Source organism: Paenibacillus campinasensis, assembly GCF_002272015.1.
Classification (GTDB): Bacteria; Bacillota; Bacilli; order Paenibacillales; family Paenibacillaceae; genus Paenibacillus_AQ; species Paenibacillus_AQ campinasensis.
Window position 1 is genome coordinate 89837 of sequence record NZ_NPBY01000036.1, and the last position, 13537, is coordinate 103373.

The 13537-nt window shown below is 51.8% G+C and carries 12 protein-coding genes; 2 read left to right on the top strand and 10 right to left on the bottom strand.

Annotated features, from left to right (window positions below):
- Positions 1-55: 55 nt before the first annotated feature.
- From CHH67_RS11945 to CHH67_RS11980, 9 genes are all read right to left on the bottom strand, one after another.
- A complete protein-coding gene (locus CHH67_RS11945) occupies positions 56-1243 on the bottom strand; it encodes an anhydro-N-acetylmuramic acid kinase (protein ID WP_095265413.1) in 1188 nt (395 codons plus the stop codon).
- Positions 1240-2100 carry a carbohydrate ABC transporter permease gene (locus CHH67_RS11950; protein ID WP_095265414.1) on the bottom strand — a complete coding sequence of 287 codons (861 nt, stop codon included), beginning with the start codon at positions 2098-2100 and terminating at the stop codon, positions 1240-1242. Before CHH67_RS11950 ends, CHH67_RS11945 begins: the two co-directional genes overlap by 4 nt.
- A gap of 17 nt (positions 2101-2117) precedes the next feature.
- Positions 2118-3011: a carbohydrate ABC transporter permease gene (locus CHH67_RS11955; protein WP_095265415.1), complete on the bottom strand. Its 894-nt coding sequence runs from the start codon at positions 3009-3011 to the stop codon at positions 2118-2120.
- Between the two features lie 113 nt (positions 3012-3124).
- Entirely contained in the window at positions 3125-4285 is a 1161-nt protein-coding gene (locus CHH67_RS11960; RefSeq protein ID WP_342351957.1) for an ABC transporter substrate-binding protein, read from the bottom strand.
- A gap of 3 nt (positions 4286-4288) precedes the next feature.
- Complete coding sequence (locus CHH67_RS27180) at positions 4289-4594, bottom strand: hypothetical protein (RefSeq protein ID WP_342351956.1); 306 nt, start codon at positions 4592-4594, stop codon at positions 4289-4291.
- 54 nt (positions 4595-4648) lie between these two features.
- A complete protein-coding gene (gene murQ, locus CHH67_RS11965) occupies positions 4649-5560 on the bottom strand; it encodes an N-acetylmuramic acid 6-phosphate etherase (RefSeq protein ID WP_095265416.1) in 912 nt (303 codons plus the stop codon).
- Between the two features lie 221 nt (positions 5561-5781).
- Positions 5782-6645, bottom strand: a complete 864-nt coding sequence (locus CHH67_RS11970; protein ID WP_095265425.1) for a MurR/RpiR family transcriptional regulator — start codon at positions 6643-6645, stop codon at positions 5782-5784.
- A 123-nt stretch (positions 6646-6768) separates the two neighbouring features.
- Positions 6769-8133 carry a (Fe-S)-binding protein gene (locus tag CHH67_RS11975; protein WP_095265417.1) on the bottom strand — a complete coding sequence of 455 codons (1365 nt, stop codon included), beginning with the start codon at positions 8131-8133 and terminating at the stop codon, positions 6769-6771.
- Positions 8126-9541, bottom strand: a complete 1416-nt coding sequence (locus CHH67_RS11980) for an FAD-binding oxidoreductase (RefSeq protein WP_095265418.1) — start codon at positions 9539-9541, stop codon at positions 8126-8128. The genes CHH67_RS11975 and CHH67_RS11980 overlap by 8 nt, the downstream gene beginning before the upstream one ends.
- A gap of 110 nt (positions 9542-9651) precedes the next feature.
- Here CHH67_RS11980 and CHH67_RS11985 point away from each other — a divergent pair, with 110 nt between their 5' ends.
- Both CHH67_RS11985 and CHH67_RS11990 read left to right on the top strand, forming a co-directional pair.
- Positions 9652-10386 (top strand): FadR/GntR family transcriptional regulator, encoded by a 735-nt coding sequence (locus tag CHH67_RS11985; RefSeq protein WP_095265419.1) that lies wholly within the window; start codon positions 9652-9654, stop codon positions 10384-10386.
- Positions 10387-10531: 145 nt separating this feature from the next.
- Entirely contained in the window at positions 10532-11761 is a 1230-nt protein-coding gene (locus tag CHH67_RS11990; protein WP_095265420.1) for an aminopeptidase, read from the top strand.
- A gap of 142 nt (positions 11762-11903) precedes the next feature.
- Here the strand turns inward: CHH67_RS11990 and CHH67_RS11995 are convergent, their stop codons facing one another.
- Positions 11904-13310: a protoporphyrinogen oxidase gene (locus CHH67_RS11995; protein ID WP_095265421.1), complete on the bottom strand. Its 1407-nt coding sequence runs from the start codon at positions 13308-13310 to the stop codon at positions 11904-11906.
- Between the last annotated feature and the right edge of the window lie 227 nt (positions 13311-13537).

Genomic DNA, 13537 nt, shown 5'->3' on the forward strand with positions numbered 1-13537 from the left:
CGCGTCTGTACATGACTTCTGCCTCTTATACGATCTGATCCAACCTACGATCCCATCAACGTGCAGGCCAGCTCAGCTTGCCCATCACAACCGGGCGGCTTGCTCCGGTTACGTTCGGAATGTTGTTAGGCAGCTGCTGCAGCGTGTAATAGCCCAGCAAGCCAAAGGCAATCGCTTCCTTGGCATCGCTGTTGCCGCCAATCTCCTCCTGTGTCAGTACGTCTATGCCGAGCGGCAAGAACAGCTGCTTCAAGTAACCTAGAAGCGTCGCATTATAGCTGCCGCCACCGGCGACAATCAGCTGCTGGGCCGGATGCCGCGGAGCAACATATCGGCTATAGCTGTCATAGATCGACCATGCCGCTTCGTAGGTAACCGTCGCGACAACATCCTCTGCACGCCACTGTTTCTCTCGCATCATGGTTAGAATTTGTTCCGTGTACTGCATGCCGAACCGTTCTCGCCCGGTTGACTTAGGAAGCGGCATCGCATAATAATCATCCTGCTGCATCCAGGAGAGCAATTCATCCATCACTTGCCCACGAGCCGCAATTTGACCGCCGATATCCATCGTAAGGGGTGCATACAGCTGTGCAATCAGCGCATCGATAATCATATTGCCAGGGCCGGTATCGAAGGCATACACCTCCTCCGCGGAAGCGCCTGCCGGCAGCACGGTGACATTGCCGATGCCGCCAATATTTTGCAGCAGCCTGGTATGCTTGTCACTGCGATACAGCAAGTAGTCGGTAAACGGCACGAGCGGCGCGCCTTGCCCGCCAACGGCCATATCTGCGGCACGGAAATCCGATACGCAAGGTATGCCTGTTCGATTGGCAATAACAGCACCTTCGCCAATTTGTACCGTATAACGGACCGTATGACCGTCAATCGCATGATCCCATGGCGCATGGTAGATCGTTTGTCCATGGGAGCCGATGACACTAATTTGCTCGGGCTTCAAGCCACTCTTGGCAATAACGGAATATGTGGCATTGGCATACAGCTCACCTAGCCACATATTCATCATTCCGACCTTATCCATCGTTGCCTTTGCCGGATCAAAAAGCTCGAATATTCGGTTTCTGGTCTGTTCCGGATAGGGCGTGTTTTCAAAGGCCAGCAGCTGTACGTCAAGCTCTTGCTCCCTTACAGCATGGATCTTGATTACAGCGGCATCTATTCCGTCCACGGATGTTCCAGACATTAAGCCGACAGCGTATGCATTTGCTCTGGTTATCATCCCTTCACCGCTCCTACGGTTACCCCCTCAAGGAAGTAGCGCTGCAAGCTGAAGAACAGAATAAACATCGGCACCGCCGAGATGGTCGCACCTGCCATCATAGGGGCAAAGTATGTCGTATTGGCAAAGCGGAAGCTTTTCAAACCGACCTGAATCGTCTGCATATCCATCGTGTTCGTGACGAGGAAGGGCCAGAAGAAATCATTCCAAGCCGCCATGAACGTCAGAATCGCCAGCACGGCCATCACCGTTTTGGATAGCGGCATAATTATGTGCCAGAAAATTTTAGGCTGAGAGCAGCCCTCGATTTTAGCAGCCTCCAGAATTTCACCGGGAATCGAAGACATGAACTGCTTCACCAGGAAGATGTTGTATACGGTCACGATGCTGGGCATAATCAAGGCTTCATACGTATTTTGCAGCTCAAAAATATTCACGATCAAAATATACAGCGGCACCTGCGTTACTTGGCCCGGAATCATCATCGACCCCAGCAGGATCGCAAACAAAATGTTTTTGCCCTTGAATTTCATTTTCGCAAAGGTGTACCCTGCCAGTGTGGCAAAAAACACGTTCGAGACGGTAATGCATGCGGCTACGATGAATGAGTTCAGCAGCCAATCCCAGGTATGCGGACTGAATTGGAAGAAGAATTTATAAGACTCGAACGAAATCTTGTTCGGTATGATCGAATAGCTCATGGCCCCAGCTTCCACCGGATCTCCGAATGAGGAAATGAGCATAAAGTAGATCGGAAAAATGGTCGCCAGCGCAAACAGAATCAGGAACACAATAATCAGGCCATTGCGAGCGAACAAAGCCCATCTGCTTTTAAAATTGTTGTTATACAAAGCCATTTGTTTCGCCCCTTTTCCTAGTATTCGATATCTTTACCCATAAATTTGAACTGAGCGAAGGATATCACGGCAATGATTGCGGCCAGTACCAGCGATTGTGCTGCTGCCTTTCCAAATTCAAAATATGTGAACGCATTGTTAAAGATTAACAATCCTACCATTGTCGTTGCATGGTCTGGTCCGCCGCCTGTCATAAGGTAAGCGTTCTGGAATACCTGGAAGGAGCCGATTAGGCCTGTAACGAGTAGGAAGAGCGTTGTGGGCTTAAGGAAAGGAACGACGATATACCATAGCTTCTGCAGAAATGTCGCACCGTCAATTTCAGCAGCTTCATAGTAGCTGTTATCGATCCCGAGCAATGCAGCCAAATAAATAATGATCGCTGTACCATGGCTGGATAACCATGACATTAACACGAGGGAGAACATGGCCGTTGCACTGGAGCCAAGCCAGTTCTGATTGCTCATGCCGAAAAATGCCACGATTTGATTGGCAATGCCTGATTTGAGCGGGTCGAAAATCCATAGCCATACGACCGCAAGCGCGACGCCTGAAGCTACAGCCGGCAAGTAATAAACCGCCTTGAAGATCGTCTGTGTCCTTTTTTTGAAAGGAATGATTAAGATTGCAATTAAGAACGAAATGAATATGTTGGCAGGCACCGTTAACAGGGTGTACACCACCGTATTTTTAACGGCCTTCCAAAACAATGTGTCTGTAAAAGATTCCTTGAAGTTCTCCAACCCTACATAAGTGGACCCCAAAGGCCTGTATTCCTGCAAGCTGATCACAAATGCATTGATTACCGGATAGGCGGTGAATAAACTGAACGCAATCAGAGCTACCGCGATGAATACATATCCCCAACCTGTATCACTTTCAAGTTTTAATCTTCTTTTTCTGGTCAACATTTGATTCACTGGGCCGCACCTCTCTTCCTGGAACAGTACATACGCTAGACGAAAGCCAGAATGAAAGCTGTACGTTCAAGATACGTACAGCTTTCATCTGCTTCCCCTATCGGTTAGTCAACGACAACGCCGTCTTCACCGAAGGATTTCACCGCAGCTGCTTTAACGGCGTCATACATCTCTTGAGGTGTAATTTCATCTGCGAGCAATGCCTGAAGCTTCGGTACGATGACCTCGGTTTCAATTTTGATGGCTTCCGCAGCGAGTTCTGTAGGAATATCCGTGCGAGCCGCCACGGCTTTGTCCATCATCGCCTGGTCTGCTTTCAGGTTATCCTCGTTACGAGGGTATTCTTCAAGCACTTCCGCATTGCGAGCGGACTCTGTAATAGGAGATAAGAACAGTTCATTGCTGTAGTTCGCCGCGATCGAACCGGAAGACAAGTAGTGCATCGCTAACGCAATATTGTGGATATGCTGCTCTGTCGGCTCTTTTTTGCCACGAAGGGCGATGTAACCATCCACCACCGTTGTCGGCACATAATCCGCACCGTTGAAGGTTGGGACAGGCAAGGCGATATATTCAGCTTCGATGGAATCGGCTACGGCAGAGCCATCGTTTGCTTGAATTTTCTCATTGTTCAGACGAGCCGAGTTCTCGAAGCTTGCTAGACCTTTACCTGTAATCATCGTTTGACCTGTCAGGAACATGTTCCAGCGCTTGCCGGCATCAATCGAGCTCAGCTCTTTCGGCATCGAACCGTCATCGATCATTTCACGAATCGCTTCAAGCAGACCGAGGAAGTTTTTGCTGGTGTATGTGAATTTCAAGTTTTCATCAAAGTACTCTGGCAATCCGGCCGATTTCGCCATAATGCTCAGATAGTCCTTGGAGGTGACGCCAGCGGTTGCGAATACGAAGCCGTAACGGGTCGTTTCGCCACTTGCATCCTTGACGACGCCGGCTTTGATCGCTTCACGGAATTCATCGTAAGTCCATCCGTTCTGCTGTACAGATCTCCAGTCGATTCCCGCTTCCTCAAGGAACTGCCGGTTCCCGCCGATCGAATGGATGGCCATGTAGGCCGGCAAGCCGTACTGCCCATCTCCCAACTGGAAGTATTGCAATGGAATTGGATCATAATCTGCAATTACGTCGTCGGTAAGGACATCGCTGAGGTCTACAAGAACATCAAGCGCTGCATACTTGGAAATGGCTGTAGAGCCTACCCATGCGATATCCGGCGGAGATCCGGCATTAACCTGAGTATCCAGCTTCTACGTCATATCCTCCCAGCTCGCAGGTTCAATTTTCAATGTCAAATGCGGATACAGCTCGTTGAATTCTTTTTCCATATCTGAAAATCTTGCTTGGTAATTCGCGGACACTGGCGGCAGCAATGCTGTGATTGTATCTTTTTCCAGCTCGCCACCGCCGTTGCCGCTAGATCCGCCTGTGTTCGCGGATGAATCAGAATTTGTGGAACCCGGACTGTTATTGTTGCTGCCTCCGCAAGCTGCCAATAATGACACAAGCATCATGACGGTTAACAACAGCGTGAACCTGCGCAATCCTTTTTTCATAGATACATGCCTCCCCATTAATAATTGCATCCAACCTGGTCTTCCTCACTTCACCTAACTCGACATCTGAGCATGAATGGCATGCTTTAAGCGGCCATCATGCTGAGTTAGCGCTTGTTCTGCCTCGCTGGCTTCCAGTCCTGTCTTCACCATCATAATGGCGAGTTTGCAGTTCATCGATGCCTTCTCAAGCGCAGCAGAAGCGGTAGCAGCATCTACGCCGGTTGCTCTCATAATGATGCGAACAGAGCGGTCCACAAGCTTGAGGTTGCTTGCCTTCAGGTCTACCATTAAGTTGTTGTAGGTTTTCCCCAGCTTCACCATCGTGCAGGTGGTGAGCATATTGAGCACAAGCTTCTGGGCAGTTCCTGCCTTCAAACGAGTGGAGCCGCTAATGACCTCTGGACCCACAACCGGTGTAATGGCCACATCAGCAATCGGTTCGATCTTGGAGCCCTTGTTATTGCATACCGCAATCGTCGTTACCCCTAACTCCTTCGCTCTCGTTAATGCGCCGATGACAAAGCGCGCACTGCCGCTAGCCGATATGCCGATGACCACATCTTTGTTTGTTACACCAATGCTGTCAATTAGCAACATGCCTTCTTCCAAATTATCCTCGCAACCTTCAACCGCATTTCGCAATGCCGTGTCCCCGCCCGCGATATACCCCTGTACCAAGGAAGGGTCCGTGCCAAACGTTGGCGGACATTCAGAAGCATCCAATACGCCTAATCGTCCAGATGTACCTGCTCCTATATAAAACATCTTCCCACCATGAGATAACCTTTGGTGTAGAATATCTACCGCCTTTGCAATTTGCGGAATTTCTTGTGCGACAGCTGCCGGCACCAGCGCATCCTGTTGATTCATAAGCTGCACCATCTGTTCGGTGGTACACTCATCGATCGACAAGGTATCCGGGTTAATGGCCTCCGTTGTCAATCCCGCAAGGTAGTCATTCATGGTCTCCCTCCTCGTTGTTATTCCTAACATTCTCTTTACTTTATATGTTAGTTTTTTTAACAATTCCTATATTTCTATCTTAATTTACCGCTTACACACCGTCAATACTTTTTGAAATAAAAATTCAAATAAAAATAAAATTCCGATGTTTTATTTCATTACACACAAAAAAAGACATCAATCCGCAAATGCGACTAACGTCTTCTTTCCCATAATACAGATTAATGTCGATGCTTTTTCAATAAAATATTGTGCGTTTTCTTCAAATGGACCTTAACATGTTCATATTCCGCACTGGCTACACCCGCAAACAGGATGTCGATGATCGTCAGCATGGCAATGCGCGAACCCATTGCGCCGCTGCGAATCGTCAGCTCGGGAGTAGAGATGCTTAGCACAATATCGGCTTTTTCCGCGAGCTCACTTCGGGTGTACTTGGTGATGGCAATGCACTTCGTTTTGTTTCGTTGCGCAATGTCCAGCGCGTCCAGAATTTCGACGGTTTCACCTGAGTTGGATACGAAGATAGCAACGTCCTGCTCCTCCAGCAGGGTGGCTGCCGTCAGCTGGCTATGGCCGTCTGTATAGGAATGACATATTTTGTTAATCCTCGAAAACTTCTGCTCGCCATCCATGCACACTAACCCTGAAGCGCCAATGCCAAAAAACGCGATGCGCTTGCTGGAGCGAAGCGCTTCCACCGCTTTCGCGATCTGCTCACGATCAATGACGCTGAGCGTATCCTCGATGGACTTGCAATTGTTCAAGGAAATATTCGAGATGATCGTCGAAAGATTATCGCCAGGCTGGATGTCGGTATACTGCGCCTTCTGATCCTCATCGCGAGAGCCGAGTGACGCGGATATGCTCACAATAAAATGACGATAGCCGCTATAGCCCATCGTTTTGCAGAAGCGAAGCACGGAGGCATCGCTCGTTTTGCTCGCTTGTGCGAGCGCCTTGATGGAAAGATGAGGAATCTCCTCGGTGTTCTCCAAAATATAATCTGCCACCATGCGTTCAACCGGGGTCAGACTATCCTTCATGTCACGAATTTTAATTAACACATTGTTATTAATACTCATCATCTACCTACTCACGATTGTATTCTATCCATCTCCATCATAAGCAAGACTACAGCATCACTCGCTGAATGATATCGTTCATCTGGCAGCGCCCGGTGTGTTTCACAGTTCGACTAATTTTGACTATTTCGAGGATATCATTCGCTCACGCAAAAAGTCAACAAGGTGCATCGCCCTCATCGTCTGCTGTGGCTGATGCTTCTCAATGCCAAGCTTCATTTGCAGCAGGCAGCCTGGATTGCTTGTCAGCATATAGCTGGCCTGCGTGTTGTTGGCATGCTCCATCTTATGCGCAAGGATGTCTCCGGCCATCTCAGGCTGCACGACATTGTATATCCCTGCGGAGCCGCAGCAGCGATCCGCATCCACCATCTCGATGTACTCGGTATTGGCAACCTTCTTCATCAGCACACGCGGCGCATGAGCGCCTTTCATCACATTGCGCAAATGACAGGAGTCCTGATAGGTCACCTTCACTTCTTCCTGCCCGGCGGCCTGCTCAGCAAATCGCAACGGGTTTCCCTTTGCTACGAGAAGCGTGCTCACATCGATGACGCGTTCTGCAAACCACTTTGCATCCTCACGATAATGATCATCCTGCATCAGCAAATGATCGTACTCCACCAGCAGCGCGCCACAGCCGCCCGCATTGGATACAATGTAATCGATATCGAGCTTCTTGAACACCTCAATATTGGCCTTGGCCAGCGCTCGTGCATCGTTGATCTCGCCGCTGTGCGCATGCAGCGCCCCGCAGCATACCTGCGCATCCGGAATATGCACATCGAAGCCAGCCGCCGAAAGAAGCTCCACCGTGTTCACGTTCGTGCCTGCAAACATCACATCCATAATACAGCCGCGGAACATGGCAGCGGTGCCCACCTTCTCGCCTTGGGCCGGATAGAAGGTGCCAAGCCGCTCAACAACGCCCTTGCTGCTTGCTGGCGGCATAATGCTCTCCATCTCAGCCAGATGCTTGGGAAACAGCCTCATCATGCCGCTGGCTCGCGCCATTTTCTTCAAGCCGGACTTTTGGTAGAGGGCAAGCGTGCCGCCCAGCAGCTTCAAGCTGCCGCGCTTAGGGAATACCTTTTTGAACAACGTATTGCGCAGTATCTTGACCGGTGCGGTATAATGCGCATGCTCCGCTATCGCTTCCTTCGTCTGTTCAATCAGCTGACCATACTTCACATCAGCCGGGCAGGCCGGCTCACAGGCACGGCAGCCCAGACAGAGGTTCATCTGATCCTTGAACTGCTGATCCGGCACCATCAGTCCGTCTACAGCCGCCTTCATCATGGCAATTCGCCCGCGCGGCGAGGCCGGCTCCATCCCGGTTTCATGAAAGGTAGGGCATGCCGGCAGGCAAAAGCCGCAGCGCATACAGTTCGTCAGCTGATCGTAATCCAGCTTCTCCAGCAATGTCCGCGCGAGCGGATTGCTGTGCTCAATAGCCGGCTTGCCGAATTTGCCTGTCGGACTAGCCATGATGAATCACCAGCCTCTTTCTCGTTTCCTTGGCAAACATTTTGCCCGGATTCAAAATATGATGCGGATCAAACGCCGCCTTAATCCCCTTCATAACCTCGATTCCCGCTTCGCCAACCTTCCATTCCAGGTATGGCGCTTTCACACTCCCGACACCATGCTCACCTGTAATCGTTCCGCCCAGTGCAATCGCCGCTTCGAAGATTTCGGCAAAGGCCTCTTCCACGCGGTGCACTTCTTCCGAGTCCCTGGCATCGGTCGTTGCCGTCGGATGCAGGTTCCCGTCACCGGCATGACCGAAGGTGGCGATATTGACGTTGTATTTTATCGCGATAGTATTCGTTCTGAGAATCATCTCGGCAATTTTCGAGCGCGGTACCGTTGCATCCTCCAGGATCGTAGTCGGACGCAAGCGCGCCAGTGCTGTAAATGCGCTGCGGCGTGCCGTCAATAGCTTCTCTGCTTCCTCGCGCGTTTGTGCGATCTCCAAGCGATCAGCCTGCTCTTCGCGGCAAATGGTGTAGATGGCCTCGATATCCCGTTCGACCATTTCCGGCTCGCCATCCTGCTCGATAATCAAAATGGCAGCCATATCGAGCGGCAGGCCGATTTTGGCGAAGTCATCAACTACGCGGATTGTCGGATTGTCCAGTATTTCCAGCGTGGCAGGAATGATGTGCTGCTGAATAATTTTAGATACCGTACGGGCGGCACCATAAATGTCCTTATACATCGCAACCATCGTTTTTTTCGTTTTGGGCGGCGGAATGAGCTTCAGAATCGCTTCGGTAATGACAGCCAGCGTTCCTTCGGAGCCCACCAGCAGCTTCGTCAGATCATAACCAGCCACATCCTTTGCCAGCTTGCCGCCGGTATGAATCACCGCGCCGCTCGGGAGCACGGCTGTTAGGCCTAACACGTAATCCTTCGTGGTTCCATATTTCAACCCGCGCAAGCCGCCTGAGCATTCCGCGATGTTGCCGCCAATCGTTGAAATCTTCATGCTGCTCGGATCCGGCGGATAGAACAAGCCGAGCTCCTCGATATGCTTGCTGAAATGGCCGGTAATTACTCCCGGCTGCACCGTCGCGGTCAAGTTCTCCATATCCACCTCAATAATTTGGTTCATGCGATGCATAACCATGACGATTCCGCCCTGGAGCGGGGTTGTGCCCCCGCACAGATTGGATCCCGAGCCTCTCGTTACAATTGGAATCCGGTTCGCGCTGGCGATCTTCATAATTTCGCTCACCTGCGCTGTCGTTTCGGGATAGATCACCCCGTCCGGCAGCGCCTGCAGCATAGGTGTTCCATCATAAGAATGCGTGATCAGCGCCTCCGGATCCGTTCTGAAGTACTTATCGCCCACGATGGCTTTAAGCTGTTTGCTCATCGATTCCGTGATCATAAATAGCCTCCTTAAGATTAAGTGAGCAGGTCATCTGATGACTTTATGGTTGATTATAGCGGAACAGCCATGTACAGTATAGGCATATGCTACAAATTTTTGGAGGCCGTATGCAATCCATTAAAGTTGAGACCGAAAAAGGACATGAAATTGTAAAGCGAATGATCCTCTCCCAAATCGAAGATGGAACACTGCAGCCGGGACAGCGCCTGCCTTCGGTTGTTGATCTTGCAGCTGCATATGGCGTTGGACGTTCCACGATCCGCGAAGCGCTTAGTGCGCTGAAGGCGACAGGATGGATCGACGTCAAGCATGGGGGAGGCACCTTTGTGAGCAAGTTGCTTCCGACCGTTCATAGCGATGCCAAGGATCCTTTTGCCGATGCGGATGATTTGAAGGAACTGCTGGAGGTGCGCATTTATCTGGAAAGCGGTGCGGCGGCCAGCGCGGCGAAGCGCCGAACCGAGCAGGATCTTGCTGCCTTGAAGCAAATTGTTACCGTTATGGAGCTGGCGCTGGAGCAGGATGACACCGCACGGAGCGAGAAAGCGGATATCGACTTCCATCTCGCCATCGCAAGCGCGTCACACAACCAACTGCTGAACGAGCTGATGCAATCGCTGACGAGCAAGCTGACGGAAACGATCGGCAAATCGAGACAGCTGTGGTTTTTCGAGGATAAGTCCTCTGCCAGTCAACTGCTGAAGGAGCATCAATCCATCTACGAAGCGATTGCAACCCAGGACGCTGAGCGTGCAGGCCAGCTCATATCGGCTCATCTGCACAAGGTCGATATGGTTCTGAAACGAGGCGGGCGCTACGATGGCACGGGCCAGGCTGAATGAGACATCGCTGTGCGCATGAAGCCGACTCGCGATCCCCTTAATCTCCTGAACCGCGCGTGGTCAGATCATGAAGCGATGCCTCCACTGCCCCTCTCCTCGCTTTATGTTAGAATAGAAGGATAGTTTGAAGATGGAGGCTGTACATATGAACAATTTCGAACAGATGCTGGAAAAATACGCGGAGCTCGTCATCAAGGTTGGGGTTAACATTCAGCCCGGCCAGGTGCTAATCGTGCAAGCTCCCTTGGAAACCGTGGAATTCACGCGGCTGGTCGTAGCCAAAGCCTATGACGCAGGGGCCAAATACGTTCAGGTGGAATGGGACGATGAGCGCATCACTCGCCTCCGGTACGAGAAAGCGCCGGATGATTCCTTCGGATACTATCCGAAATGGCAGGCTGACATGATGGAGCAGCTGGCCGAAGGCGGCGGTGCCGTTCTGCATATCAAGGTGCCGGATCCGGAGCTGTTCCGCGGCATCGATTCCTGGAAAGTATCAACCGCTGTGAAAGCCGCGGCGGTAGCGCGCGAGAAATACCAGTCTTATGTCCGCAACAACCAGGTCAGCTGGTCCCTCATCAAGGCCCCAACCCGTGCCTGGGCGGACAAAGTGTTTGCGGATCTGCCGGAAGAATCGCGCATTCAGGCCATGTGGGATGCTGTCTTCCTGATGAACCGCGTCGGCAGTGACGATCCGGTCGCCGCCTGGCGTGAGCATATCGCAGAGCTGAAGACAAGACAGCAATTTATGAACACCAAGCGCTATAAAAGCCTGCATTACCGTGCGCCGGGCACCGACCTGCGCGTGGAGCTGCCCGAAGGCCATCTGTGGCTTGGCGGAGGCGACGAGAATGAGGCCGGCGTGTATTTTGTAGCCAACATGCCGACCGAGGAAATCTACACGATGCCACTGCGCACCGGGGTGAACGGCACGGTCACCAGCACGATGCCGCTCAACTTGAACGGACGTCTCGTGGAAGGCTTGCGCTTCACTTTCAAGGACGGTAAAGTGACCGACTATGATGCGGTATCCGGCAGAGAGCATCTGACTTCCCTGCTCGAAACGGACGAAGGAGCCGCCTATTTAGGCGAGGTCGCACTGGTGCCGCATGATTCACCGATTTCCCGTCTGAACCGTATCTTCTATAATACTGGCATCGATGAGAATGCTTCCTGCCACTTTGCGCTCGGCAGCTCCTACCCGGTCAACATCGAGGGCGGAACGAAGCTGAGCAAGGATGAGCTGTTAGCCAAGGGCGCCAACGTCAGCCTGACGCATGTCGATTTCATGATCGGCTCGGCAGAGCTGGACATCGACGGCGAGCTGGCCGACGGCACGGTCGAGCCTGTATTTCGCCAGGGCCGTTGGGTCTGAGGTTTAACATAACGAAGAGCTGTGTGTGAGCTCGAGGCCCTACCGGACCTGGAGGCTATCGACCCTAGTGATCAACAGCAAAAAAAAGACAGCCGCGGCTGTCTTTTTTTTATTCACCGATAAGCGGCGGCAGCCCTCTTCTTCATGAATGAAAGCTGCCCGCCTTCTGAATCCGCTCAACAATGTGCTCTGCGGTCTTCTCCCCGTTCGCAATGCAATCCGGAATGCCTACCCCATAGTAGGAGCAGCCAGCCAGAATGACATTGGGATACCGTTCTGCCACCTTATGCTCCAGCGCTTCCACCACCTGCCGATGCTTCAGGTGATAATTCGGCATATTGTTATGCCATTTCGTGACCTCGGCCGCAATCGGCTCGGCCGTAATCCCGATGCTGCGCCTTACGTCCTCCATCGCAATCTCTTTCAATTCCTCGTCCGAGCGCCCGATCAAGTCCTCATAATGCGGGTTAGAGCTTTTGTAAAACAGTCTCAGCAGCAGGTGCCGCTGACCGGACGTGTGCGCCCATTTCCGGCTTGTCCAGGTACAGGCGTCACATCGTACGTCCGAATCCTTGCCCGCTATAAATCCTGTGCCATCATAGGCTAATTGTCGATCTTCAATATCATAGCCCATATAGACGCTGATGAGCGACTTCGTGGCGAGCTGATCAAAATCGCTTAATTCCGGGTCTGTGAGCAACTGCTTTGCCGCCTCAGCCGGCGTGCTGAGCACCACATAATCGGCTTCCAGCCGTTCACCGCTGCTAAGCGTAATCTCGTACCGCTCGCCAGCTCGGGTCAGCTTCTCGGCAGCGACGCCTTTGCGAATGTCTGTGTCGGACAAGTGCGCCTCCATCGTATCCAGCAGGACCGACATTCCGTTATGAAAGGAGATGAATTTTTTGGAGCCATTGCCCAAAAACTTCTGTTTGTTCTCCGCAAGCCCGCCCATGATGCTGCCATACGTATTTTTATAATCCAGCAGGTATGGAAATGTCGAGGCAATGGTCAGCTCATGAAGCTCCCCCGAATACACGCCGGAGACAACCGGAGCAATCTGGCGCTCCACAAGCTCCTTGCCGAGAAACGCCTCCAGAAACTGCCCCAGGGAATCCCGCTTGGTAAAACGGTCGTTCGGGGTGTAGTAATCCTTGAGCGCCTCCACCTTGCCCTCGGCTGACACCAGCTCGCTCTCGGCTAGCGCTTGCAGACTTAGCGGAATGCCGAACACGCTCTCCTCCGGAATCTTCTTCAACCCGTCCCGGGTGTAGATATACGATGTTCCCGTCGCATTGTAGGCAACCTGATCCGTCAGTCCCAGTTCCTCCAGCAGCGGAGCCACATTAGACTTCCGGGCAACGATGGAATCGGCTCCCGTCTCCATAATGAATTCGCTGTCGCGCAAAGTTCGTATTTTGCCTCCGAGCGTATCGCCTGCTTCGATAAGAATGAGCCGCGTGTCCGGATGGGACGGCTTCAACGCTTTATGCAGATAATATAATGTAGAGAGGCCGGTAATGCCTCCGCCAATAATAACGATTGTATTCACGCCATATACACCTCGATATGTAGGTTCGATCTTCCATCATACACGATACTTGCATTGTTCCCATCTTCTAAGTATACCATAGGCCGCGTCTTCCCCAAGCCCGCCATTCCTTCAATTATGTGAACGCTGCCGCTGCATCGCCCTAGTCCGCATCATCGCCCTGCTGATATTTCCCCAGCTGCCAGGTGGCCTGACGAATGCCTCTTTCCCGCCGTGAATAAAGAAAA